This is a genomic window from Microbacterium sp. sgz311019 (assembly GCF_056135325.1).
Window position 1 is genome coordinate 25,242 of sequence record NZ_JBWAXO010000008.1, and the last position, 24,813, is coordinate 50,054.

General features: G+C 71.0%; 22 protein-coding genes. 11 read left to right on the forward strand and 11 right to left on the reverse strand.

What is annotated here, in order from left to right:
- Nucleotide 1: 1 nt before the first annotated feature.
- The 7 genes from AC0NZN_RS13715 to AC0NZN_RS13745 all read right to left on the reverse strand — a co-directional run bounded on the left by AC0NZN_RS13715 (nucleotide 2) and on the right by AC0NZN_RS13745 (nucleotide 4,954).
- Nucleotides 2-763 carry an SDR family oxidoreductase gene (locus tag AC0NZN_RS13715; RefSeq protein ID WP_474592869.1) on the reverse strand — a complete coding sequence of 254 codons (762 nt, stop codon included), beginning with the start codon at nucleotides 761-763 and terminating at the stop codon, nucleotides 2-4.
- Nucleotides 760-1,011: a hypothetical protein gene (locus AC0NZN_RS13720; RefSeq protein ID WP_474592870.1), complete on the reverse strand. Its 252-nt coding sequence runs from the start codon at nucleotides 1,009-1,011 to the stop codon at nucleotides 760-762. The genes AC0NZN_RS13715 and AC0NZN_RS13720 overlap by 4 nt, the downstream gene beginning before the upstream one ends.
- 52 nt (nucleotides 1,012-1,063) lie before the next feature.
- Nucleotides 1,064-1,483 (reverse strand): VOC family protein, encoded by a 420-nt coding sequence (locus AC0NZN_RS13725; RefSeq protein WP_474592871.1) that lies wholly within the window; start codon nucleotides 1,481-1,483, stop codon nucleotides 1,064-1,066.
- A 114-nt stretch (nucleotides 1,484-1,597) separates the two neighbouring features.
- On the reverse strand, nucleotides 1,598-2,596 hold the full coding sequence (locus tag AC0NZN_RS13730; protein ID WP_474592872.1) for a DNA-3-methyladenine glycosylase family protein: 999 nt from the start codon (nucleotides 2,594-2,596) through the stop codon (nucleotides 1,598-1,600).
- 71 nt (nucleotides 2,597-2,667) lie between these two features.
- A complete protein-coding gene (locus AC0NZN_RS13735) occupies nucleotides 2,668-3,315 on the reverse strand; it encodes a 4a-hydroxytetrahydrobiopterin dehydratase (RefSeq protein ID WP_474592873.1) in 648 nt (215 codons plus the stop codon).
- Nucleotide 3,316: 1 nt separating this feature from the next.
- A complete protein-coding gene (locus tag AC0NZN_RS13740; RefSeq protein WP_474592874.1) occupies nucleotides 3,317-3,991 on the reverse strand; it encodes a VOC family protein in 675 nt (224 codons plus the stop codon).
- Nucleotides 3,992-4,102: 111 nt separating this feature from the next.
- Nucleotides 4,103-4,954 (reverse strand): winged helix-turn-helix domain-containing protein, encoded by an 852-nt coding sequence (locus AC0NZN_RS13745; protein WP_474592875.1) that lies wholly within the window; start codon nucleotides 4,952-4,954, stop codon nucleotides 4,103-4,105.
- A 563-nt stretch (nucleotides 4,955-5,517) separates the two neighbouring features.
- Between AC0NZN_RS13745 and AC0NZN_RS13750 the strand changes: the two genes are divergently transcribed.
- The 7 genes from AC0NZN_RS13750 to AC0NZN_RS13780 all read left to right on the forward strand — a co-directional run bounded on the left by AC0NZN_RS13750 (nucleotide 5,518) and on the right by AC0NZN_RS13780 (nucleotide 13,931).
- Nucleotides 5,518-6,534, forward strand: a complete 1,017-nt coding sequence (locus AC0NZN_RS13750) for a LacI family DNA-binding transcriptional regulator (RefSeq protein ID WP_474592876.1) — start codon at nucleotides 5,518-5,520, stop codon at nucleotides 6,532-6,534.
- Nucleotides 6,535-6,643: 109 nt separating this feature from the next.
- Nucleotides 6,644-7,966, forward strand: a complete 1,323-nt coding sequence (locus tag AC0NZN_RS13755; protein ID WP_474592877.1) for an ABC transporter substrate-binding protein — start codon at nucleotides 6,644-6,646, stop codon at nucleotides 7,964-7,966.
- A gap of 79 nt (nucleotides 7,967-8,045) precedes the next feature.
- Nucleotides 8,046-9,065 carry a carbohydrate ABC transporter permease gene (locus tag AC0NZN_RS13760; RefSeq protein ID WP_474592878.1) on the forward strand — a complete coding sequence of 340 codons (1,020 nt, stop codon included), beginning with the start codon at nucleotides 8,046-8,048 and terminating at the stop codon, nucleotides 9,063-9,065.
- Nucleotides 9,062-9,982, forward strand: coding sequence for a carbohydrate ABC transporter permease (locus AC0NZN_RS13765; RefSeq protein WP_474592879.1), 921 nt, complete (start codon nucleotides 9,062-9,064; stop codon nucleotides 9,980-9,982). Before AC0NZN_RS13760 ends, AC0NZN_RS13765 begins: the two co-directional genes overlap by 4 nt.
- Complete coding sequence (yicI, locus tag AC0NZN_RS13770; protein WP_474592880.1) at nucleotides 9,982-12,198, forward strand: alpha-xylosidase; 2,217 nt, start codon at nucleotides 9,982-9,984, stop codon at nucleotides 12,196-12,198. The genes AC0NZN_RS13765 and yicI overlap by 1 nt, the downstream gene beginning before the upstream one ends.
- Nucleotides 12,195-13,592 (forward strand): GH1 family beta-glucosidase, encoded by a 1,398-nt coding sequence (locus AC0NZN_RS13775; protein ID WP_474592881.1) that lies wholly within the window; start codon nucleotides 12,195-12,197, stop codon nucleotides 13,590-13,592. The genes yicI and AC0NZN_RS13775 overlap by 4 nt, the downstream gene beginning before the upstream one ends.
- A 39-nt stretch (nucleotides 13,593-13,631) precedes the next feature.
- Complete coding sequence (locus tag AC0NZN_RS13780; protein ID WP_474592882.1) at nucleotides 13,632-13,931, forward strand: GNAT family N-acetyltransferase; 300 nt, start codon at nucleotides 13,632-13,634, stop codon at nucleotides 13,929-13,931.
- 10 nt (nucleotides 13,932-13,941) lie between these two features.
- Here AC0NZN_RS13780 and AC0NZN_RS13785 read toward each other — a convergent pair whose 3' ends face one another.
- Nucleotides 13,942-14,172, reverse strand: coding sequence for a hypothetical protein (locus AC0NZN_RS13785; protein WP_474592883.1), 231 nt, complete (start codon nucleotides 14,170-14,172; stop codon nucleotides 13,942-13,944).
- A 110-nt stretch (nucleotides 14,173-14,282) separates the two neighbouring features.
- Here AC0NZN_RS13785 and AC0NZN_RS13790 point away from each other — a divergent pair, with 110 nt between their 5' ends.
- From AC0NZN_RS13790 to AC0NZN_RS13805, 4 genes are all read left to right on the forward strand, one after another.
- On the forward strand, nucleotides 14,283-14,579 hold the full coding sequence (locus AC0NZN_RS13790) for a DUF2277 domain-containing protein (RefSeq protein ID WP_474592884.1): 297 nt from the start codon (nucleotides 14,283-14,285) through the stop codon (nucleotides 14,577-14,579).
- Nucleotides 14,580-14,642: 63 nt separating this feature from the next.
- Nucleotides 14,643-15,797 carry an exonuclease SbcCD subunit D gene (locus AC0NZN_RS13795; protein ID WP_474592885.1) on the forward strand — a complete coding sequence of 385 codons (1,155 nt, stop codon included), beginning with the start codon at nucleotides 14,643-14,645 and terminating at the stop codon, nucleotides 15,795-15,797.
- On the forward strand, nucleotides 15,794-18,847 hold the full coding sequence (locus AC0NZN_RS13800; protein WP_474592886.1) for an AAA family ATPase: 3,054 nt from the start codon (nucleotides 15,794-15,796) through the stop codon (nucleotides 18,845-18,847). Before AC0NZN_RS13795 ends, AC0NZN_RS13800 begins: the two co-directional genes overlap by 4 nt.
- Nucleotides 18,848-18,940: 93 nt before the next feature.
- A complete protein-coding gene (locus tag AC0NZN_RS13805) occupies nucleotides 18,941-19,771 on the forward strand; it encodes an SGNH/GDSL hydrolase family protein (RefSeq protein ID WP_474592887.1) in 831 nt (276 codons plus the stop codon).
- Between the two features lie 31 nt (nucleotides 19,772-19,802).
- Here AC0NZN_RS13805 and AC0NZN_RS13810 read toward each other — a convergent pair whose 3' ends face one another.
- From AC0NZN_RS13810 to AC0NZN_RS13820, 3 genes are all read right to left on the reverse strand, one after another.
- Entirely contained in the window at nucleotides 19,803-21,263 is a 1,461-nt protein-coding gene (locus tag AC0NZN_RS13810; RefSeq protein ID WP_474592888.1) for a lipase maturation factor family protein, read from the reverse strand.
- 4 nt (nucleotides 21,264-21,267) lie between these two features.
- Complete coding sequence (locus AC0NZN_RS13815; protein ID WP_474592889.1) at nucleotides 21,268-22,701, reverse strand: phytoene desaturase family protein; 1,434 nt, start codon at nucleotides 22,699-22,701, stop codon at nucleotides 21,268-21,270.
- A 65-nt stretch (nucleotides 22,702-22,766) separates the two neighbouring features.
- On the reverse strand, nucleotides 22,767-24,812 hold the full coding sequence (locus tag AC0NZN_RS13820; RefSeq protein WP_474592890.1) for an NAD(+) synthase: 2,046 nt from the start codon (nucleotides 24,810-24,812) through the stop codon (nucleotides 22,767-22,769).
- Nucleotide 24,813: the final 1 nt, after the last annotated feature.

Consider the following 24,813-nt stretch of genomic DNA (forward strand, 5'->3'; position numbering starts at 1 on the left):
GTCAGCGCGCGACGACCTCGGCGATCCACTCGGCGTAGGTGCGCGTGCCGCGGTCGGCATCACGGCCGGGCAGGAGCACACCGCTGCGCGCCGCGCGGCCGAAGTCGCCGGGCTGCGACACGGTCGGCATCCACCCGCGGTCGCCGATCGCGTGCGCGTACATGCGGACCATATCCGCGAGGTTCAGCTCCTCCGGGCCGCCGAAGTCCGTTGCCCGGCCCGCGGGCCCGCGCTCGGCCGCATCCAGGAGCCGCTCCGCCACCTCGGCCGGGTCCACGGGCTGCAGGCGTGCCCGCGGGGCCACGCGGATCGGCCCCATCTTCAGCCGCGGGTAGATGTAGCGCGGAAACGAGTGCCACTGCGTCGAGCGCTGGATCGTCCACGGCACGTCTCCGGCGGTGATCAGCTGCTCCTGGAGGACCTTACCCGCGTAGTGGTCGTAGGGAGCGTCATCGATGCCGACGATCGACATCGCGAGGTGGTGGCGGACGCCCGCAGCCTTCTCGGCGGCGAGGAGAGTCGTCGTCGTCGCGCCGAAGAAGGCGCGCGACCCCTCGGTGGTCCCGGTGTCCGGACCGTTGAGCACGTCGACGACCACATCGATTCCCTCAAGGGCCTCCGCGGCGCCGGCGCCGTTCGTGAGATCCACGCCATCGCGCCGGCTGAGCGACACGACCTCGTGCCCGCGCGCCGTCGCGATCGCCGAGACGAGCCCGCCCATCTCGCCGCGGCCTCCCGCGACGCCGATGCGGAGTGCGGTCATAGCCGTGCGCCGTTGTCGTCCCCGTCGTCGTGCTCGTTCATCCCGACGTTGCGCCCGCGCGACGATTCGTAGGCCATGATCCAGCCGATCGAGACGACGGCGGCGAGCAGCAGCCCGATCCAGATGTTGCCGAGGAGCAGCCCGACCAGCGCTCCGAGCCCGATGAGCACGATCGTGCCGAAGATCCACTGCTTGCGCCCGCGCGGCCAGCCAGTGGGCGAGGGTCCGGAGCCCGGAGAGTACGTCATACGACGAGACTATCCAGGCTCCGGCCCGTGCGCTCAGACCATGTCGCCGCGCTCAGGCGGCCGGCGCGGCGTTGACGTTCACCATCCACGGGACGCCGTAGCGGTCGATGAGCATGCCGAACTTGCCGCCCCACGGCGGGGTGTCGAGGGGCATCGTGATCTGGCCGCCGTCGGCGAGAGCATTCCAGAAGCCCTCGAGCTTCGACTCCTCGTCGCCGCTGATCGACATCGTGACTCCCGCGGGCGGGCTGTAGGGCATGCGGTCGGGCGTGTCGGACCCCATGATCGTGAAGCCGTCGCTGGTGGTGAGCTGCGAGTGCATCACGAGGTCGGCCTCGGCCGGGTCTTCGGCCATGCCGGGGATGTCGCCGAACGTCGACACGTCGAGCGTGCCGCCGAACACCGACTGGTAGAACTCCATCGCCTCGCGGGCGTTGTTCTTGAACGAGAGGTAAGGGTTGAGGATGGCCACGGAAGTGCTCCTTGAGTGTGGAAGCGCCGCCCGCCTGGACGCGCGCATGGCCCAGTGTGCCGAGGGGCTCCGACATCCACAACGGGTCGCCGCGACAGCATCGATCGCGGCGCTTCAGCGGCTGCGATGATCCTCAGGATGCAGACGCGGCCCACGGCGGGGCTCGCGCGCTCCGGCGCGCTCGATGAGGCGGATGACCCGCTGACGCTGACCCGCCCAGGGGGCCAGGAGCTCCAGCATCCCGTCGTCGTCCGTACGCGATCCGGTGAGCGCGTAGCCGACCTCGTGCGCGAGGTGGTAGTCGCCGACGCTGACCGCATCGGGGTCGCCGTAGGTGCGGATGCGGGTCTCCGCCGCGGTCCACAGCCCGACTCCCTCCAGGCTCGTCAGGATGCGGTCGCGATCGTCGCCCTCGGTGACGGCCGACATCGCCCGTTCGATCGACCGTCCGCGGGCAGCCGCGGCCACGATCGTGCGGGATTGCGGCGGCTCGAGACCTGCCCGGTGCCACGTCCACGACGGGATGCTGCGCCAGCCGTCGATCGTCGGAGGTGCGAACATCGGGCGCGGCGTCGGACCGGGTGCGCGCTCGCCGCACCACTGCAGGATGCGCCGCCATGCGCCGAACGCCTGCAGCCCGGTGACCTTCTGCTCCATGATCGAGCCGGCGAGGGCGTCGAAGAGGAGGTCCGTGCGCCCGATCCTCAGGCCGGGATTGCGGCGGTGGGCCTCGGCGATCAGGGGATGCAGCGACGCATCGAAGCCGGATGCGTCGTCGTCGGCTCCGCACAGGGCGGGCAGCTGTGCGATCGCCCACTCGGCTCCCGGCCCCCACGCGGCCGCACGTATCGAGGCGCTCGAGGCGGTGATCGCGATGGTCGCCACACCCTCCGGGGTGCGGGCCGCTCGCCAGACGATACCGGCATCCTCGACCATCGTGGGGTCGCCGGGGCCGCGCCGATGCGCCAGCAGTGTGCTTCGCACCTCCGCCGGCGCGGCGGGACGGTACTCCGTCTCGACGGCCTTCCCAATCGGAACGCCGGCCGGCTCCCGCGGCGCCGTCCGGGCGCCGAGGGTGTGGCGCGGCCCGCGCGGCGGGAGGGTCGACGTCATCTCCTCACCCTACGCGCGGGCCGCGACACGCGACCGGTGGATGCGGGCTCCGGGCTGAGGCCGTCGGGGCGTCACCCGTCGATATCCGTCCACGCCGCGATGTCCACGCCATGGTTGTCGGGGGATGCGAGGGTCCACCACCACGGAGCGTGCGAGTCGTCGACCAGACGGCCACCGGCCGCGACGGCGGCGCGCACGCGCGCTTCGGCCTGGTCGGCGGGGACGGACACGTCGATGTGGGTGCGCCCCCGCCCTACGCGTTCGATGGGATTGAAGGCGAGGGGGATGCCGCGGCGGTTCGGATCGGCGGCATCCGACTCGCCGACATCGTCGTACCCGAATGCGGCCCGGAAGAAGGGCCGGACGTCCACGCCCGGCGCCGCCGCAACGAAGATCTGCATCGCCTGCAGCACGCTCGGGTCGGACTCGAGGCCCCCTTCGCGGGCGAGGCGCGAAACGCGCTGCGCCAGGGCGATGTCTCGGGCGTCGAGCCTGCCGTCCTCGCGGCGGGTCGTGACCACCACATCTCGCGGCCGGATGTCGATGTCGGGATCGCGGCCGACCTCCCGTGCCGCGGCTGAGATCTGCCCGGCGAACCGCGCGCCGTCGACGAGGGACGCCGTTCGCCAATGCGCGGTCGCCCCGTCGTAGAGCACCCGCCACTCCGTGACGCCGTCAGCGTCGTGGAACATCCTCGGTGTGATCGTCTCGTCGGTCATGTCACAGCACCTGCTGCGCGACGTCGCCCCACGCGGCGATGTCCACGCTGTGGTTGTCGGGCGAGGCGAGACCCCACCACGCCGGCACGTCGTCGGCATGGGCGAGCCGCCCGCCGGCGACCAGAGCGGCCTCGGCCCGCGATGCGCCCTGGTCGTTCGGCACGGCCACGTCGATGTGGGTGCGACCGCGGCCCGGCGTGTCCAACTCGTAGAACCACAGTCGCGGTCCGCGGCGCAGCGGGTCGACGAGCACATCCTCGACGCGCTCGTAGCCGAGCGTTGCACACCAGAACTCCGTCGTGTCGATGCCGGGGGCCGCGGCGACTCCGATCTGGATCGTCTGAAGGCGCGAGGCGTCGGGAGTGAGCCCGCGCCCACGGGCGATCTGCGATACCTGCCGGGCGAGCTCGGCATCGACCTGATCGAGCCGACCGCGTCGGTTGCGCGCGGTGCACACGGCCACCGCATGCGGACGGAGGTCGATGTCCGGCTCCCGGCCGAGGTCGACCGCAGCATCCGCCACCCGCTGTGCGAACTCTGCGCCCTGTTGCAGCGAGTCCGTGGGAAAGACGGCCTGCGCTCCGCCGTAGAGGACGTGCCACCCCTCCGTGCCTGGTGCCTTGTGGAACTGCGCCGCGCTGATGTGCTGCGCGGGTGTCCCGACTGCGTCGCTCATCTGCGCCCCTCCGCTCGCGCACGAGGCTAGACCCGTCTTCCGACATCCGTCTACGGCGGCGCACCCCGCAAGGGTGCGCTCAGAAGGAGACCGGCGACCGCCGCGGTCGATTCAGAAGCGGTCGGGCGACGGCGTGCCGTGGCCGTAGCGGATGACGACGTCCGCGTGACGGTCGAAACGGTAGCCGACGCCGCGCACGGTGCGGACGATGTCCTCGTAGCGGCCGAGCTTGGCGCGCAGACGCCGCACGTGCACGTCGATCGTGCGCTCACCCGGCGCATCCTCGTCCGTCGAGCCCTGCCACAGCGACGAGACGAGCTCGGCCCGCTCGATGGTGCGGCCCTCGCGCAGCACGAGGTACTGCAGGAGCTCGAACTCCTTGAAGGTGAAGGCGGCCGACTCGCCGTCGATCACGACGCGCTTGCGCGAGATGTCGACGATGACGCCCGGCGAGGTCTCGATCTCGGGCTCCGGCTCGGGCTTGGTGCGGGCGACCGCACTCGGCTCGTGGAGGGCGAGGCGGACGACGTCGACATCGCGCCCGCCGGCGCCGGCGGGGGCGAGCGCGACGGTCGCGTAGGTCTCGGCCGCGGGGGCGAGATCGGCCAGCGTGCGACGCAGGGCGTCGACGAGGACGCCGAGGGACACACCGGATGCGGCGGCCTTGGCCTCGTCGATGCCGACGTAGAGGGCGAAACCGCGCGGGGCGGTGCCGGTGGGGAGGCTGCGGCCGGCGCCGGGCGCGGCCGGGGCGGCGGCTGCTGCGGCGGCAGCGCGCTGAGCGGCTGCCTCCTGAGCGGCGGCGGCGCGGGCGGCGGCGAGCTGCTGGGCAGCGGTGGGCCCCTGGGTCGCGGCCGTCAGTGCGGCGTAAGCGCGCAGGCCCTCCGCCGGATTGGCGGGAGCGGCCGTGTCTGTGGCGGCAGCGGTCGCGGTGCGGACGGGAGCGTCGAGAACGGTAGTCATGGCAGTGCTGTCCTTAAGGGCCGGAACCCGGTGGTCGGGTTCGGGTGCTGTGAGCGCGGCCCTCGAGATATCGGAATCGAGGGCGGGTGCGAGCAACGCGGGCGCGCGGGTAAGCGCGGGATCCCGGTGTCTCGGGGGCTCGGCGCGGATTGACTCCAAGCGTCAGGTCAGACGCGGCGCGAGAGCCCGGCGGTGGTCACCGTCTCAGCTGCACATTCGACAGCACATGACAACGCGGCCGGCCATCATGCAGCCGGCAGCCCCGTTCGCCTCCCAGGCGGACAGAGTGCGTGCGTTGTCAGTCATGAGGCCGATTATGACGGATCATGACGGCGAAGGTCAAATAGCACAGGGATGCCGCCGGTGTCCATGACGAAGTGTGACGATGACGTCATATTCGTCCACCGCTCTGGCGAATCGTCCTCGAGACGACTCGCGAAAGAATTTGTTGGCTGATTCCACAAATCGCTTGCGCGGAGGCCGAAGCTGTTCTATCTTCGTGTCGAAGCGTTTCCGTCTAAGCGCTTCGACAGCATCATCCGGCGGAACGACAAGGGAGTCCGATGGCGAAGATCGACGAGGTGGCCAAGGCCGCCGGCGTCTCCATCAGCACCGTGTCGTATGCCCTCAGCGGCAAGCGGCCCGTGTCGGTCGCGACGCGACAGCGGATCGAGGCCGCCGTGCGCGAGCTGGATTACCGGCCCAACGCCGGGGCTCGCATGCTCGCCGGACGCCGGACGAACATCTTCGCGCTCACCGAGCCGTTCCGCCCGGACACGCACGCCCCCACGCACATGGCGTTCGTCCTCGCCACCTCGATCGCCGCGCGGCGCAGCGAGTACGACATCCTCCTGCTCACGGAGGAGGAGGCGTCCGCCGGGATGCGCCGGGTCGCCTCCAGCGGCCTCGTCGACGGCGTGCTCGTCCTCGACGTCGCACCCGACGACGAGCGGGTCGCGATCGCGCGTCAGATCGATGTGCCCACCGTGTTCATCGGCGTTCCCGACGACCGCGAGGGACTCGTCTGCGTCGACCTCGACTTCGAGGCCGCGGCATCCCTCGCCGTCGACCGCTTCGCCGACGCCGGCCATCGCTCGATCGCGCTCATCGGCTTCCCGTCCGTCGGATATGAGAGGTCGAACTTCCCGCCGCGCGTGCGATCGGCCTACGCCCGTCGCGCCGCGGAGCGCGGCGTGGCGCATGTCCTCCGGGCGAGCTGCGACGAGACGCCGGATCTCGCGCGGGTGCGCAGCATCGTGCACGAGCTCGCCGACTCCGGCGTGACCGCCATCGCGGTGCATTCGCCCGCCGAGGTGCTGATGGCCGTCGTCGACGAGCTCGGACGGCGCGGACTGAGCGTGCCCGGCGACGTCTCGGTCATCGCCCTCGCGAACTCGCTCGATCCCGACACGCTGCCCACCCCGATCGACAGCGTCCCTCTCGTCGCGCAGGAGTCCTGCGATCTCGCCGTCGAGCTCGCGCTCGCGGCCGTCGAGGAGGGTGCGCAGCGCCCGGGCCTTCATCTCCTTCCCCCGCACTACATCGACCGCGGGTCGGTCGCAGCCCCACCCGGAAGCTGAGCCGCCCCGCTCGGAAGCGTTTCGCCACGCTATTCATCGAAGCGCTTCGACAACTTCATATCCCCACCCGATCACCCCGCTCCGGCGGGAGAAGAAAGGAGTGCCGACGATGGCACAGCAACACCCCAGGAAGCGGCGCATCCTTGCTGCAGCCACACTCGCGGTCGCGGCGGTCGCGCTGGCCGCATGCTCCGGCGGAGCGAGCGCGATCGACGCATCTCCCACGAGCGGCAAGGGCCGCACGCTCACGCTGTGGCACTACGAGAGTGCCGACGGCGCCATGGGCAAGGCCTGGGACCAGGCCATCAAGACCTTCGAGCAGGAGACCGGCGCGAAGGTCGCCTTCGAGGCCAAGGGCTTCGAGCAGATCCGCTCCACGGCGAGCCAGGTGCTCAACTCCGACCAGGCGCCCGACATCCTGGAGTACAACAAGGGCAATGCCACAGCGGGCCTCCTCGCCAGCCAGGGCCTGCTCGCCAACCTCGACGATGCCGTGAAGAAGTACGGGTGGGACAAGAAGCTCGCCCCGTCGCTGCAGACCACGGCGAAGTACGACGAGAACGGCATCATGGGCTCCGGCGACTGGTACGGCGTCCCGAACTACGGCGAGTTCGTCACGGTCTACTACAACAAGAAGATGTTCCAGGATGCGGGACTCGAGGTCCCCAAGACCTACGACGACTTCGTCAAGGTCATGGACGCGTTCGTCGCGAAGGGCGTCACACCGCTCGCCGAGGCCGGCGCCGAGTACCCGCTCGGCCAGCTCTGGTACCAGCTCGCTCTGAGCAAGGCGGACCGCGCCTTCGTGAACGACTACCAGCTGTACAAGAAGCCCGTCGACTGGAAGGGCGACGAGATCTCGTACGCCACCCAGACGCTCAAGGAGTACGAGCAGAAGGGCTACCTCTCCAAGGACGTCGCCGGCATGAAGGCCGAAGACGCGGGCACGGCGTTCATCGCGGGCAAGTACCCCATGTTCGTCTCGGGCAGCTGGTGGTACGGCCGCTTCGTCAACGAGATCAAGGGCTACGACTGGGGCATCTTCCCCTTCCCGGGCGGCAAGCTCAGCCTCGGCTCGTCGGGCAACCTCTGGGTCGTCCCCGAGAACTCGAAGAACAAGGACCTCGCTGAGAAGTTCATCGACATCACGATGAGCCCCCAGATCCAGGCGATCATCGGCAACAACGGCGGCGTCCCCGTGGCGGCCAAGGAGTCCGACATCACGGATGCCAAGAGCAAGGAGCTCATCTCCGCGTTCACCGACATCACCAAGCAGGACGGGCTGTCGTTCTACCCCGACTGGCCCACGCCGACGTTCTACGACACCCTCGTCGCGCAGTTCCAGAACCTCGTGAACGGCACCTCGACGCCCGCGCAGGTGCAGAAGTCGCTCGGCGACGAGTACGAGTCGTACGTCTCCACCCTGAAGTGACGACCCCGTCCGGGGCGGGTGCTCCTCGCCCCGCCCCGGACGGCCCACACGACACCAGGAACCGACGCAAGGAACCGACATGACCACCGTCCCCTTCGTGCGCCGCCCGCGGCGGCCGGCGCGAACCGCAGACGACCGTCTCTCCCCGCTGCGCGGTCGCCGCGACGCCGACGAGCCGCTCATCCCGCACCGCGGCCGCCGCGGGGCACGCGGCTACTGGCTGTACCTCCTGCCCGGCTTCGTGCTGCTCACGCTCATCGTGGTCGTCCCACTCGTGTGGAACGTCTACCTGACCTTCACGATGTGGCGCGGCATCCGTCCGCCCCGCTGGATCGGCCTGAAGAACTGGCAGCACCTGCTCACCGACGAGAAGTTCTGGACCTCGTTCCAGAACAGCGTCTGGATGATCGTCGCGATGGTGATCATCCCGACCATCATCGGGTTGATCCTCGCCGCGCTGCTGTTCGACCTCGTGGGGCGCAAGTTCGGGGGCCGCACGGCCAGCTTCCTGCGCGCGACGTACTACCTGCCCCAGCTGCTGCCGGCGGCGATCGCCGGCATCGTCATCGGGTGGATCCTCCGCCCGGAGGACGGCGCGCTCAACACGATCCTCGAGAACATCGGGCTCGGCTTCCTCGCCCACGATTGGCTGGGCAACCCGCAGACGGCGCTCCCCTCGATCATGGCCGTCATGGTCTGGGTGCAGATCGGCTACCCGATCGTCGTCTTCATGGCCGCGCTGCAGCGCGTCGACCCCGAGCTCTACGAGGCCGCGGAGCTCGACGGCGCGAACTGGTGGCAGCGCTTCCGGGCCATCACCGTGACGAGCATCCGTCCCGAGATCTTCGTCGTCGCCCTGACCTGCACGATCGCCGCGCTGAAGGTCTTCGGCCCGGTGTACGTGCTGACGCGCGGCGGCCCCGGCACGTCGACGATCGTGCCCGCGTACTACGCCTACAGCGAGTTCTTCCAGGCGCAGCAGGTCGGCTACGGCGCGACCATCGCCACCGCGCTCACGATCGTGATCGCCGCCGTCGCGATCCTGTTCGTCGTTGCGCAGAACCACGCAGAACGCAAGGAGAGGGAGGGTCAGCGATGACCGCCACCGCCACCCTGGAACGTCCCGCGAGCCGCGTCGACGCGCCGGCAAAGGTCCGTCGCACGCGCCGGCCCCGCGCCGGCGGAGCGAGCGGCAAGCGCCGCGCGATCGACTGGCTCATGCTGCTGTTCGCGATCGCGGCCGGCATCGTCATCGTCGCGCCGTTCTACCTGATCCTGATCAACTCGTTCAAGTCGCCGGCGGAGTATGCGTCGAGCGGCCCGCTCGTCCCGCCCACGCACCTCTCCTTCGACGGCATCCAGAAGTTCTGGGATCGCGTGAACTTCCCCGAGAAGGTGTGGAACTCGGTGTTCATCTCGGGTGCCGTCGCCGTCTTCGCGGTGCTGCTGTCGGTGTTGAACGCGTTCGCCATCGGGATCGGCCGCGTCCGCGGGCGCACGTGGGTCGTGCTGCTCTTCCTGCTGGCGAACCTGCTTCCCCAGGAGGCGCTCCTCTACCCGCTGTACTACATGTTCAAGGCGGTCGGCCTGTACAACAACGTGTGGTCGGTCATCATCGTCTTCACCGTCATCCAGGCCGCCTTCGGCACCTACCTGCTCTCGAGCGTGTACGGCACGTTCCCGAAGGAGGTGCTCGAGGCCGCGGCGATCGACGGGGCGACCCGGTGGCAGACGCTGTGGCGCGTGATCTTCCCGATCAGCCGCCCGACGCTGTCGGTACTCCTCATCTTCTTCTTCATCTGGACGTGGAACGAGTTCCTGATCCCGCTGACCTTCCTGGTCTCCAACGCGAATCAGACCGTCCCCGTCGCGATCAGCGTGCTGCAGGGCGACCGGCTGATGGACGTCACGACGACGAGCGCCTCCGCGCTTCTCGGCGTCATCCCGACCCTGCTGTTCTTCCTCATCTTCCAGCGCACCCTCACGCGCGGCATCACCGCAGGAGCAGTCAAGTAATGAAGTTCACCGATGGATACTGGCAGGTCCGCCCCGGCGTCACGGCGCTCTACGCGCAGGAGGCGCACGACGTCGAGGCGACGGATGGCACTCTCCGCGTGACCGCGCCCACCACGGTCATCCGCGGCCGCGGCGACACCCTCAATCGTCCGGTGCTGACCGTGACCCTCTCGTCGCCCCTCGAAGGCGTCGTGCGGGTGCGCATCGCGCACCACGAGGGCCGTGCCTGGCATGGCGGGTTCGCGGTGGCCGATCAGGGACCTGTGGGGTCGGCATCGCTCACCGAGGGGGGCGGGATGCTGACCACCGGGCCTCTCACGGCGCGCATCGCGGACGGCGCCCCCTGGGATCTCTCGTTCGAGGTCGCCGGCGAGCGGATCACCGGCAGCGGGTCGCGCGCGGCGGGCTGGCTGCGGCTCGACCCCACCGCCGCAGTGGACCACGGCGTGGTCGGCAACGACCGCGCGGACAACGGGATCCCCCTGGAATCCGCGTTCATCCACGAGCAGCTCGATCTCGGCGTCGGCGAGCTCATCTACGGGCTCGGCGAGCGGTTCGGCCCGCTTGTGAAGAACGGCCAGAGCATCGAGATCTGGAACGCCGACGGCGGAACCTCGAGCGAGCAGGCGTACAAGAGCGTTCCGTTCTACCTCTCGTCGCGCGGGTACGGCGTGCTCGTGAACGACCCGGGTCACGTCTCCTTCGAGGTGGGCTCCGAGGCCGTCGAGCGGGTGCAGTTCTCGGTGCCGGGCGAGGTGCTGGAGTACTTCGTCATCGCCGGCCCGACTCCGAAGGACGTGCTCACGCGCTACACGGCGCTCACCGGCCGACCCCCTGTCGTCCCCGCGTGGTCGTACGGACTGTGGCTCTCGACGTCGTTCACGACGGACTACGACGAGGCGACGGTCACGTCGTTCATCGACGAGATGGCCCGCCGCGACCTGCCGGTCTCGGTCTTCCACTTCGACTGCTTCTGGATGCGCGAGTTCAACTGGTGCGACTTCGAGTGGGACCCGCGGGTCTTCCCCGACCCCGACGGCATGCTCGCGCGCCTGCACGCGAAGGACCTGCGGGTCTGCGTCTGGATCAACCCGTACATCGCGCAGCGCTCGCCGCTGTTCGCCGAGGCCGCGTCGCTCGGATACCTGGTGCATCGCCCCGACGGCTCGGTCTGGCAGTGGGACCTCTGGCAGGCGGGCATGGGCCTCGTCGACTTCACGAACCCGGATGCGGCGGCGTGGTACCAGTCCCACCTGCGGGCCCTCATCGACCAGGGCGTCGACTGCTTCAAGACGGACTTCGGCGAGCGCATCCCGACCGACGTCGTGTGGGCGGACGGCTCCGACCCGGCACGCATGCACAACCTCTACGCGCAGCTGTACAACCGCGCCGTCCACGACGTGCTCGTCACGGCGCGGGGCGAGGGCGACGCCGTGCTGTTCGCGCGCTCGGCCACGACGGGCGGCCAGACGATGCCCGTGCACTGGGGTGGGGACTCGACATCCACCTTCCCGTCCATGGCCGAGACACTGCGGGGCGGCCTCTCGCTCGCCCTCAGCGGCTTCGCCCACTGGAGCCACGACATCGGGGGCTTCGAGGGCACTCCGGATGCCGGCGTCTACAAGCGCTGGACCGCCTTCGGCCTGCTCTCCAGCCACAGCCGGTTCCACGGCTCGCAGTCGTACCGCGTCCCGTGGCAGTTCGACGAGGAGGCCGTGGAGGTCACACGCGTCTTCACCCACCTCAAGATGCGGCTCATGCCGTACCTCTACCAGCAGGGGATCGAGGCATCCCGCACCGGCATCCCGCTCATGCGCCCCATGGTGCTGGAGTTCCCCGACGACCCCGCTACCGGGCACCTCGACCGGCAGTACATGCTCGGCCCCGACCTGCTCGTCGCGCCGGTCTTCTCGGCCACGGGAGAGGTGTCGTTCTACCTTCCCGCGGGGCAGTGGACGCACCTGCTCACCGGCGAGGTCGTGACCGGGGGCGCGTGGCGCACCGAGAACCACGGCTTCGACTCGCTGCCGCTCTACGTGCGGCCCGGTGCGGTGCTGCCGTGGGGTGCCAGAGACGACCGGCCCGACTACGACTACCTGGACGGACTCCGGATGCGGGTCTTCCGCGGCGGCGCAGGCCTCGCTACGGTGGCGGTCACGACTCCCGACGGGCGCGTCGAGACGTTCGAGATCGATCGCACGGAGGTCACCGAGTGAGGTTCCCGGAATCGTTCCTGTTCGGATCGGCCACGGCCGCGTACCAGGTGGAGGGCGCCGCCCAGGCCGACGGCCGCGGCCCGTCGATCTGGGACACGTTCTCGCACACGCCGGGCAAGACGTGGAACGGCGACACCGGCGACATCGCCTGCGACCACTACCACCGGTGGGAGAGCGACCTCGATCTCATGGCCGACCTCGGCCTGCAGGCGTACCGCTTCTCGATCGCGTGGCCGCGGATCATGCCCACGGGTCGCGGTGCGGTCAACCAGGCGGGGCTCGACTTCTACTCCCGGCTCGTCGACGGAATGCTCGCACGCGGCATCGCCCCGGTCGCCACGCTCTACCACTGGGACCTCCCGCAGGCTCTGGAGGACGAGGGCGGCTGGGCCTCCCGCGGCACCGTCGAGGCGTTCGCCGAGTATGCGACGATCGCCGCGCAGGCCCTCGGCGATCGCGTCGCGATGTGGGGCACGCTCAACGAGCCCTGGTGCTCGGCGTACCTCGGCTACGGCCAGGGCGGTCATGCGCCCGGACGCACCGAGCCTGCCTCAGCGCTCGCGGCGGTGCACCACCTCAACCTCGCGCACGGCCGAGCGGTGCAGGCGCTCCGCGCGGTGTCGGAGGCCGACGTCTCGGTGACCCTCAACTTCCATGTGCTGCGCGGGGTCGGCGAGGGGTCGGAGGATGCGGTGCGCCGCATCGACGCGCTGGCGAACCGGGCCTTCACGGGGCCGATGCTGCGCGGCGCGTATCCCGCGGACCTCATCGCGGACACGGCATCCGTCACGGACTGGGGCTTCGTCCAGGACGGCGACCTGCACGACATCCACCAGCCGCTCGACGTGCTCGGCGTGAACTACTACTCGACGACGGCGGTCCGGCTCTGGGACGGCTCGGGTGAGATGCAGCAGGCCGACGGCCACAAGGTCGCCGGCGGGACGGCGTGGCCGGGCAGCGAGCAGATCGTGGAGTTCGTCGAGCAGCCGGGTCCGTACACCGCGATGGGCTGGAACATCGAGCCGGAGGCGCTGACGGAGCTGCTGGTCTCGTTGAAGGAGCAGTTCCCCGAGCAGACCCTCATGGTGACGGAGAACGGCGCGGCGTTCGATGACGTCGTCTCGGACGACGGGCAGGTGCACGACGTGCTGCGCGTCGACTACCTGCGGCGCCACTTCGCGGCGGCGCACGCAGCGCTCGAGACAGGAGTCGACCTGCGCGGCTACTTCGTGTGGTCGCTGCTCGACAACTTCGAGTGGGGGTACGGCTATGCGAAGCGATTCGGCATCGTGCGCGTCGACTTCGACACCCTCGAGCGGCGGCCGAAGGACAGCGCCCACTGGTACGCGGAGCTCATCCGCACCCGCTCATTGGGACCTGCGGTCACGGCCTGAACGGCCCTCGGGCGGTCGGCGCCGGGTTAGCCTGACACCGTGGCAGAGCTTCGATTCACGGACGAGAAGGATGCGTCGCGCTACACGCTGCACGACGGCGACGACATGGTCAGCGTGCTGGACTACAAGGACGATGGCCGTACCGTCGCCTTGACGCGCGCCTTCACTGTCCCGACCTTCCGCGGACACGGCTACGCCGGCGAGCTGGTGGAGCGCGCGGTCGCCCACCTCGAGGAGGCGGGCGACCGCGAGATCATCCCGGTCTGCTGGTACGTCTCCGATTGGTTCGCGGCCCACCCCGAGCGGGCGGGCATCCTGCACGAACGCCGGACGGCGTAGGCGCCCAGCCTTACGAGGCCACGGCGCGACGCGCGCGCCCCGAGTTGATGCCGATGGGCCGTGCCCACGCCCCTCCGCTTGCGCGCAGGGTGCTGCGGACGACGCCGGCGCACGTGTGCATGCGCCGGATGATCTCCGGCACGAGGCGCAGCGCGCGCTGCTCGGCGATGTGCATATCGTGGTCGCGGATCTCCGACTCGCGGTGGAATCGGACGTCGACCCCGTACAGCTCGAACATCATGTCTCCCTGGATTCTGCGTGATCTGCTGTATCTCAAGCTACGAGGGGGGTCCGACATTCCCAGGTTCTTCCAAGGGGGCCTTCAGGCCGCCGCGAGCGTAGCCTCGGACCATGTGCCGCAACATCCACACCCTCCACAACTTCGAGCCGGCCGCGACCGATGACGAAGTCCACGCGGCGGCTCTGCAGTACGTCCGCAAGATCGCCGGGACCACCAAGCCGTCCAAGGCCAACCAGGCGGCTTTCGACCACGCCGTGGCCGAGATCGCCCACGCGACCCACCACCTGCTCGAGGACCTCGTGGCCGCCGCGCCGCCGAAGAACCGCGACGAGGAGGCGGCGAAGGCCCGCGCCCGCGCGGAGCGCTCGGGCCGCTACGCGCCGCGTCCGGCGCCCGCCCAGGCGTAGCGCTCCCGCGGTTCCCCGCCTGTCGCCGGGGCGATGTCGGACACCGCGCATACCGTGGATCACATGCGGATCCTGCATACCGGCGACTGGCACATCGGGCGGACCTTCCACGGTCACGCGACGCTCGATGCGCTGCGCGGCGTGCTCGAGGCGCTGATCGCCCAGGTGCGCGAGCACGATGTCGACGTCGTGGTGGTGGCGGGCGATGTCTTCGACTCCGCCGCCCCGGCGCCCGCGTGCTACACCCTGCTGACCGACACGCTCGCGGCTCTGCGGGATGCCGGCGCGCACGTCATCGTGACCAGCGGCAACCACGACTCGGCCGCGCGGCTGGGGTTCCAGGCGAAGCTGCTGCGAGACGGCATCCACGTCCTCACCGACCCGCGCGCCGTGGGGCAGGCGATCGAGATCGCCGATGCCGACGGCCCGGTGAGGTTCTACGGCATCCCGTATCTCGAGCCGGCGATCGTCCGCGGTGTGTGGCCGGACGCCGATCTGCGCTCGCAGGCGCAGACGATGACCCACGCGATGGTGCTCGTGCGCGCCGATCTCGCGTCGCGCCCGGGCCGCTCGGTGGCGATCGCGCACTGCTTCGCCGCGGGGGTGGAGGCGACGCCGGGCGTCGAGCGCGAGATCCGCCAGGGGACGCTGGATGTCGTGCCCCTCAGCGTCTTCGACGGGCCGGACTACGTCGCCCTCGGGCACATCCACGGGCGGCAGCAGGTGTCCGAGCGCGTCCGGTATGCGGGGGCGCCGCTGCACTACAGCTTCGGCGAGCAGTCCAAGCCGCGCGGCTCGTGGCTCGTGACGATGGATGCCGCGGGCCTCGCGGGCGCGGAGTGGCTCGCGCTGCCGGTCCCGCGGCCGCTGAAGACGCTGCACGACACCTTCGACGCGCTGCTCTCCGACCCGGTCTACGCCGAGTACGAGAATGCGTGGGTCGCCGCGGAGTACACGGACGCGACGCCGCGCCTCGAGCCCATGCGAGCGCTTCAGAAGCGCTTCCCGTTCTGCGCGACCGTGGCACACACGCCGCCCGCCCGCGCGTCCGACGGTCGCACCTCGTACGCCGAGCGGGTGAGCCGCGCGCGCAGCGACGCCGAGCTGGTCGAGGCATTCCTCGAGCACGTCCGCGAGGGCGAGGGGGCGACGGATGCCGAGTGCGACCTCATCCGCGAGATCATCGACGAACGCGTGATCGCAGAGGCGTCGGCGTGAAGCTGCACCGTGTCGAGCTCGAGGGGTTCGGTCCCTTCCGCGAGCGGCAGACCGTCGACTTCGACGCGTTCGCCGACGACGGGCTGTTCCTGCTCACCGGCCGCACGGGTGCCGGCAAGTCCAGCGTGCTGGACGGCGTGTGCTTCGCCCTGTACGGCTCGGTCCCGCGCTACGCCGACGGCGACAAGCGGCTGCGCAGCGACCACTGCGACCCGGACGACCCGAGTGAGGTCGTGCTCGAGTTCGAGGTCTCGAGCGGGCGCTGGCGCGTGGCACGGTCGCCGGAGTACCAGCGGCCGAAGCGCCGCGGCGAGGGCGTCACGACCGAGGGTCAGCGTGCCCGCCTCGACGAATGGCACGACGGGGAGTGGATGACGCGGGCCTCCGGCCCGCGCGAGGTCGGCCTCGCGCTGGACGAGATCCTCGGGCTCACGCGCGACCAGTTCCTGCAGGTCATCCTCCTGGCGCAGGGGCGGTTCCAGCAGTTCCTCCTGGCCAAGAACGACGAGCGGCAGACGCTGCTGCGGACGCTCTTCGGCACGCGTCGCTACGAGCAGTACCAGCAGGCCCTCGAGGATCGCCGCCGAGCCGCCGAGCGCGAGCTCGGGGAGGGCGGCGCGCTCGTGGGCATCCTCCTCGATCAGGTCGACCGGCTCGTCGCCGAGCGCGGTCTGGGTGATCCGTCTGCGGACGCCGACGAGGCTCCCGCCGCCGATCCGGCCGATCGCCTCGACCTCGCGTTGCGGGCGGTGGCGCGCGCGGCCTACCGCGCCGAGTCGGCCGCACACGCTCGGGATGCCGCACGTGCGGCGTTCGAGCGAGCGTCGGCGGCGCATGCCGCTCTGCAGCTGCGTCTGCAGTCGCGGGCTGCCCGCGACCGGTCGCGCGCCGCGCTCGCCGCGCTGGAGGAGCAGGCGCCGGCGATCGCGGCGGACCGCTCCGTGCTCGACCGCGCCGCCCGCGCCGAGGAGCTGCGCGACGTCCTCGCCGCCGTCGCTCGGGCGGATCGCGCACACACCGCCGCCCAGGCGACGCTGGAAGAGGCGTCCCGCGCCTGGGAGACAGCGGCGCCGTCCCAGGCTGACGGGCCGGACCCCGCCCACACCGCCGAGCTCCGCGCACACGCCGACATGCTGACCGGACGGATCGCCGTGTGGGACGTCGCACAGGCGGTGGAGCGCGAACTCGACGACATCCGCGCAGCCGCACGTGTGACAGCCGAGGCGGTCGCTGCCGGAAGGACGCTCATCGCGGCGATCGACGAGCGCCGCGCCGCGGTACCGGCACGCCTCGCGCAGCTCGACGGCCGCCTCGCCGAGCTCGTCGAGAGGGCGGCGGGAGTCGCGCCTGCCGCGGCCGCCGTCGCCGAGCTCGAGGCGCGGCTCACCGCGGCGCGGGAGGCGGAGACGCTCGCGACCGCACTGCACGCGGCCGAGTCGTCGTACGCGACGCGGATCGAGGCGACCCAGAGCGCGGCCTCGGCACTCACGGCGCTCATGCGGCGCCGGCTCGCGGGGCACGCGGCCGAGCTCGCCGATGCTCTCGTCGACGGCGAGCCGTGCGCTGTGTGCGGATCGCCCGAGCATCCACGACCCGCCCGTCCGGACGCCGGTGCCGAACCGGTCACCGACGCCGAGCTTGCCGCCGCCGAGGAGGCGAAGGATGCCGCGGCCCACGTCGAAAGCCGCGCTGCCGCGGCGGCGCGCGAGGCGAGAGCAGCCCACGCCGAGGCCTCGGCGCGTGCCGGCGGCGAGACGGCCGCCGCTCTCGAGCTGCGTCGGGCCGAGCAGCTCGCGGCGCTCGAGGCGGCTGTGGCGGCGCGCGACCTGCGCGATGCCGTGACCGCCGAGCGCACCGACCTCCTCGCCCGCGACGCCGCGGCGGAGGCGGAGCGGGTCGAGGCGTCACAGCTGCTTACGGAGGCGACGGCGCAGGCCGCGGCCGCGCGCTCCCGTGCGGAGCAGGCCGAGCGGACGGTGGCAGACGCCCGCGGCGACGCCGCGAGCGTGTCGGAGCGCATCGCTGCGGCGACGGCGGAGCGGGATGCGGCTCGCGCCCTGGTGGCCGCGCTCGATGGGCGGGCGCTTGCGACCGCCGAGCTGGACGGCGCAATCCGCGAGCGCGACGGGCGGATCGACGCATCCGTCTTCGCCGACTCCGGTGCCGACGCGGGGGAGCGGGTCGCCGCCGTGCAGGCGGCGCTGCGCGACGAGGCATCGCGAGATGCCCTGGCCGCCCGCATCCGCGCGCACGAGATCGCCCTCGCGTCCGAGAAGGAGCGGCTGCTGCAGCTCGAGCTCGACCTGGCCGACGACGACGGCTCCGGGCTCGACGGGACGGCGTCGGCGCAGGCGGCGGCCGATGCGCGAGAGACGTGGGATCTCGCCGTTGCGGCGTCCGCCGAGGCGAAGCAGACCGCAGCTGCGCTCGCCGACCTGGTGCAGCGCGCGGATGCCGCACACGCGGCGACGGCCGACCTCGCGGAGCGGCACGCCGTCGTGCAGCGGCTGGCACACACGGTCGCGGGGCGTCCGCCGAACACGCACCTCATGACGCTCGAGACGTTCGTGCTGGCTGCGGAGCTCGAGGAGATCGTCGAGCGGGCCAACCTGCGGCTCGCCGAGATGTCCGCCGGGCGGTACCGCCTCCAGCACACCGACGCGCTCGCGCGCCGGCGCACCGCCTCGGGCCTCGGACTCGAGGTCATGGACTCGTTCACCGGTCATGCCCGGTCGCCGCAGTCGCTGTCGGGAGGCGAGACGTTCCTCGCCTCGCTCGCGCTCGCGCTCGGACTCGCGGAGGCCGTCACGGCGAATGCCGGCGGCATCCGCCTCGACACGCTCTTCATCGACGAGGGCTTCGGGTCGCTCGACACCGAGACGCTCGACCTCGCGATGAGAACCCTCGACGAGCTGCGCCAGGGCGGCCGGACGGTCGGCATCATCAGCCATGTCGAGACGATGAAAGAGCAGGTCCCGGCGCAGCTGCAGGTCGAGGCGACGCCGCAGGGGCCGAGCCGCATCCTGCAGGGCGCCGCCGTCCCCGGCTGATCCGGCGGCGCGGCGGGGCGCCGCCCTCTGTCGCCGCCCCGATACACGGGTGTATTCTTCGGCCCAGTTCGCATCGCTCACTGGGGAGTCATCATGCGCATATCGCGAGTCGTCGCTTCGCTCACCGCCGCCGCAGCCCTCGTGGCCGGGACGCTGTTCACGGCCTCCGCCGCGTCGGCCGCTCCACCGCTCCCCGCGAGGATGGTTGCGCTCGGCGACTCCATCACGCAGGCGTCCATGACGTGCAGCGCGCTCACGTCCTGTCCGGCCAACAGCTGGTCGACCGGCACCACGACCTCGGTGAACTCGCACGCCCTCCGACTGAAGGCGCTGGGCGCGACGAGCCTCGTGTCCTACAACGACGCGGTGTCGGGCAAGGCGTCCGCGCAGCTTGCCGGCCAGGCCGCCGCAGCCGTCAGCCAGGGCGCGCAGTACGTCACGATCGAGATGGGCGCGAACGACGCGTGCACCTCGACGGTCGCCGGCATGACACCGACGGCGACCTACCAGGCCAACATCCACAACGCCCTCGCGACGCTCGCGAACAGTGCGGCGCACCCGCAGATCTTCGTCGCCAGCGTCCCGAGCCTGCTGCGCATGTACAACCTCAGCAAGAACAACCCGACCGCGCGCTTCTGGTGGGCGCTGTTCGGCACGTGCAAGTCGATGCTCGCGAACCCGACGAGCACGGCGGCCGCCGACGTCGCGCGCCGCAATGCCGTCGAGGCGCAGGTCGTCGCCTACAACGGCGCACTCGCCGCCGAGTGCGCCGCGGTCGCCAATTGCCGCTTCGACGGCAACGCGGTCTACAACTACCCGTTCACGACCTCGGACATCTCGACGCGCGACTACTTCCACCCGTCGATCACCGGGCAGGGGCACCTGGCTCAGATCACCTGGGCCGCCTCGCAGTGGGCCTCCTGATCCTGCCATCGACCCCGAGCAGTCCGTGAGGTCAGCGCAGGCGCGCCGGTCCCACCACCGTCCCGAGCCGCGTGCGATCCCAGCGCACGTGGTCGCGGCGGTACTCCGCGTGCGTCGTGAAGCGGTAGCGATACGCCACCGCGCGTATCAACTGGGGCCGCTCGCCCCGGAACGGATCGCGCGCCAGCAGCTTGAGGGTCGGCGCATCCGCGGCCAGCAGGGCGCCCAGGAACGCCTCGAACCACGGCTCGTCGAGCCGCCGCCATCCGCCGAGCGGCAGGAACCACATGAGCCAGTCGAGCCGCAGGTGGTAGGGCGCGACCTGCGGCGGGAGGCGCCGCACATCCCCGGGCTTGCCCTTGAACTCGTACTCGACCCAGGTGGCGGCATCCGGATCGCTGTCGAGCGTCCCCTCGACGACGATCTCGACCCGCTCCTTCGTGACCGTGCCGAAGGCCCCGTACGCGTTGCCGAGCTGCCAGCGGTTGAAGCTGGCGTTCATGAGCTGCCGTCGTGACAGCAGGTTCCGCGCGGGCCACCAGCTGATGACCACATAGCCCACGAAGACCACGGAGGTGACGACGATCCACCAGATCGGCAGTGCCGCCGTGGACTGGAAGAACGGCGCGGGCGCCGACACCGCTGAGAACCCCAGCACGACCGTCGTCCAGTTCAGCCACGCGAAGTTGCCCGTGACGATGAGCCACAGCTGGGTGGCGATGATGATGGCTGCGGCGACGTCGCCGACGAGCGCGGGCCACGGGCCCGGCACGAACAGCCCGAGGATCGGCGCGAACAGGAACCACGGCACCACGAGCTGCGCGAAGTGGTTGCCGAGCACCTCGCCCTTGTGGAACCACCGCGGCAGCAGGTGCGCCTGCCGGCTGAGCGGTCCGGGCATCGGCTGCGTCTCGTGGTGGTAGGTGAGCGCGGTGAGGTCGCGCCACTCGCGGCCGCCGCGGATCTTGATCATGCCGGCGCCGAACTCCAGCCGGAAGACGAGCCACCAGAACAGGACGATCACCACGGTCGGCGGCGCCTCGTCGCGGCCGCCGAGGAATGCCGCGAGGAATCCTGCCTCGAGCAGCAGCATCTCCCAGCCGAAGCCGTAGAACGTCTGCCCGATCGAGACGATCGACATGTAGCCGAGATAGATGACGAGGAAGCACAGCATCGGCACCCAGGCCGGACCGAGCTGGGGGATGCCGAGGGCCAGCGCCGCGGCGATGACGACCCCCGATGCGCACAGTGCGCGCAGGCGGCCGTCGGTGTACGGCACGAAGCGGAACAGGGTCGGCTTCAGCAGTCGCCGTGCCCGCGCGTTCGACTTCACGTACGTCAGGAGCTGAGGCGCCGGCAGCAGCCCCTTCTCACCGAGGAGCGCCGGGAACTGGTTCCACGACGAGACGAACGCGACGATGTAGAGGACGGCGATGCCACGCTGGAGCACTTCGCGCGCGAACCCGAAGTCGACTGCCGCGAAACCGTCCACGATCTCACCCGAAGAGGTCCCCGAGCTCGACCTTGATCCCTGCATCGTGGAGCGCCTGCCGCGCGGCGTACCAGCCGGGGAGGCCGTTCACTCCCGGTCCGGGTGGAGTCGACGCCGACGCCAGATAGACGCCGGGCAGGGGAGTGCGCCACGGTGTGCGGGACACGACGGGGCGCCGGAGCGCCTGACCGAGTGTGAACGAGCCGCCCAGCACGTCTCCGCCGATCTCGGCGGGGTTGCGGGATGCGCGGTCCGCCGCCGAGGTCGCGTGCACGGCGAGCACCCGGTCGCGGACGCCCGGCGCGAACCTCTCCAGCTGCGTCAGCACGAGCTCGGTGGGGTCGAGTCTCGAGTTCAGCGGCACGTGCATGTACGCCCACAGCGTCGCCGAGCCCTCGGGTGCTCGTGTCGGGTCCAGCACCGACGGCTGCACGACGAGCACGTACGGCCGGTCCGTCACGCGGCCGCGGGCGACGGCGCGCTCGCTCGCGTCGATCTCGTCGAGCGTGCCGCCGACGTGGACGGTGGGGGATGCCGCTACCTCCGGATTCGCCCACGGCACCGGTCCGTCGAGGGCGAAGTCGACCTTGGCGACGGCGGGTCCGTAGCCGTAGCGGGTGAGCGCCCGTGCGTAGTCCGAGGGCAGGTCGGGGTGGGTGAGCAGGAGCCGGGGCGACGTGTCGAGCAGGACGAGGTCATCCCTCACGTCGGCGAGCGACCGCACATCCCGGCCGGTCTCCACGTCGCCGCCGTGCGCGCGCAGGTCGGCGATGAGCGCGTCGGCGATCGCCTGCGCACCGCCGCGCGGATACGGCCAGCCGGTGGAGTGCGCGTGGGCGAGCAGGAGCAGCGCGGCGCCCGACGCAGCGAGCGAGATCACCGGGGCGTTGGCGTGGGCGGCCACGCCGCCGTAGAGCGCCGCCCCCTCCTCGGTGCGGAACGTGGTGCGGATGGCCCGGGTGCCCACCTCCAGGGCCCGCATCCCGAATCTCGCGGCGGTGAGGGGATGCCGAGGCATCCGCAGCAGCTGGTTGCCGGTGAAATCGACGACCCCCTCGAGGCGGCGGTTCAGCGGGCGCATGACGGAGCGCCAGGCTGTGCCGTCCGCGCCGAGGCCGTCGGCCGTGCGGTCGAGGTCGCGCCAGGCGATGGCGGCCCGGCCGTCGTCGAGCGGGTGCGCGAAGGAGATCTCCGGCCGGATCCACTCGATGCGGTCGAGCCCGAACGCGCGGAAGAACGGAGAGCTGTGCGCCACGGGATGCACCGCCGAGCACACGTCGTGCCGGAATCCGGGGAGGGTCAGGCCTCTGGTCAGCACGCCCCCGCCGGCGGTCTGCTGAGCCTCGAGAACCCGCACCCGGTACCCGGCGCGGGCAAGCGAGACCGCTGCCGCCAGTCCGTTGGGGCCGCTGCCGATGACCGTCGCGCTCCGCGTCATGCGGCCAGTCTGTCACCGAGTGCCGCCGCCGGCGCGGGCCTTTCGCCCCTCACTGAAGATCCGGGCTACCGGTTCGCCGGGACCTCGTCGAGCTCGGCCAGCCAGGCACGTGCATTGCCGTCGGAGGGCGCACGCCAGTCGCCGCGCGGCGACAGCGAGCCCGCCGGCGACACCTTGGGGGCGTTCGGCACGGCGGAGCGCTTGAACTGCGCGAAGCCGAAGAAGCGGCGCAGGAAGACCCGCATCCATTCGACGATCTCGGTGCGGTCGTATGCGCGGTGGTCCTTCTCGGGGTAGCCGGGGGGCCAGTGGCCGGACCCGGCATCGCGCCAGGCGTGCTCCGCGAGGAAGGCGATCTTCGACGGCCGGTACCCGCGCCGCAGCACGTGGAACAGCGTGAAGTCGTGCAGCGCGTACGGGCCGATCGACTGCTCGGTCGACTGCACCGCGCCGTCGGGGCCCGGTGGCACGAGCTCGGGGCTGATCTCGGTGTCGAGCACCGACTGCAGCACGGCCGCAGCCTCGTCCGAGACGCCCTCGCGGTGGGCGACGACCCACCGGATGATGTGCTGGATGAGCGTCTTCGGCACGCCGGCGTTCACGCCGTAATGGCTCATCTGATCGCCGACGCCGTAGGTCGCCCATCCGAGCGCGAGCTCCGAGAGGTCGGACGTGCCGATGACGATCCCCCCGTTCTGGTTCGCCAGCCGGAACAGCAGGTCGGTCCGCACGCCGGCCTGCACGTTCTCGAACGTCACGTCGTACACGGGCTCGCCGCCGGCGTACGGGTGATGGATGCCGTGCAGGATCGCGGTCGCCGGCTCCGTGATGTCGATCGTCTCGATGGTCGCGCCGATCGCCTCGGCCAGTGCGATGGCGTTCGACTTCGTGTGCGAGGAGGTCGCGAAACCGGGCAGGGTGTAGGCGAGGATGTCGCTGCGTGGGCGGCCGAGGCGATCCATCGCCCGGGCGACGACGAGCAGCGCGTGGGTCGAGTCGAGGCCGCCCGAGACGCCGATCACGGGCTTCGGGTCGCCGATCGCGCTCAAGCGCTGGACGAGCCCGGAGACCTGGATGTTGAACGCTTCGTAGCAGTCCTGCGCGAGGCGGGCGGGGTCGTCGGGCACGAACGGGAACCGGTCGAGGCGCCGCCGCAGCCCCACGTCGCCGGTCGGCGGATCGAGCCGGAAGTGCACCGTGCGCGTCTCGGGCTGGACCGTGCGGCGGTTGTCGTCGAAGGTGCCCGTGCGGATGCGCTCCTGTCGCAGCAGGTCGAGGTCGACGTCGACGACCGAGCGGCGCGGGCCGTCGGGGAAGCGCTCCGACTCGGCGAGCAGCCGGCCGGCCTCGAACACCATGGTCTGGCCGTCCCACGAGACGTCGTTCGTCGACTCGCCGACACCCGCCGCGGCGTACACGTAGGCGGCGTTGGCGCGAAGGGACTGCGCGCGGCACAGGAGAGCCCGATCGTCGGCGCGGGCGATCGTGATCGGGCTGCCGGAGATGTTCACCAGCACGGTCGCCCCGGCCAGCGCGGCTGCGGACGACGGCGGGATGGGCACCCACATGTCCTCGCACACCTCGACGTGGACGACCAGCCCGGGGACGTCGAGCGCACGGAACAGGAGATCGGGGCCGAACGGCGCCTGCCGCGCGCCGATCGTGATGTCGTCGCCCGCCAGGTCGTCTCCCGGCGCGAACCAGCGCCGCTCGTAGAACTCCCGGTAGGTGGGCAGGGACGACTTCGGCGCGACGCCGAGGATCTCACCGCGATGGATGACGACCGCGCAGTTGTAGAGGCGGTTGCGGTGGCGCAGCGGCGCACCGACGACGAGCACGGGAAGCAGCTCGACGGATGCCTCGACCAGTCGCTCGATCGCCGCCACCGTGGCGTCGATGACGACGTCCTGCATGACGAGGTCCTCGATCGAGTACCCCGTGAGGCACAACTCGGGGAACACCGCGACGGCCACGGCATCCGCATCGCACTCGCGCGCGACGGCGAGCACGGCGTCGGCATTCGTGGCGGGATCGGCGATCGCGACCGAGATCGTGCAGGCGGCGACGCGGGCGAACCCGTGCCGGTAGGCGCTCTCGTACGCGAGGCTCATC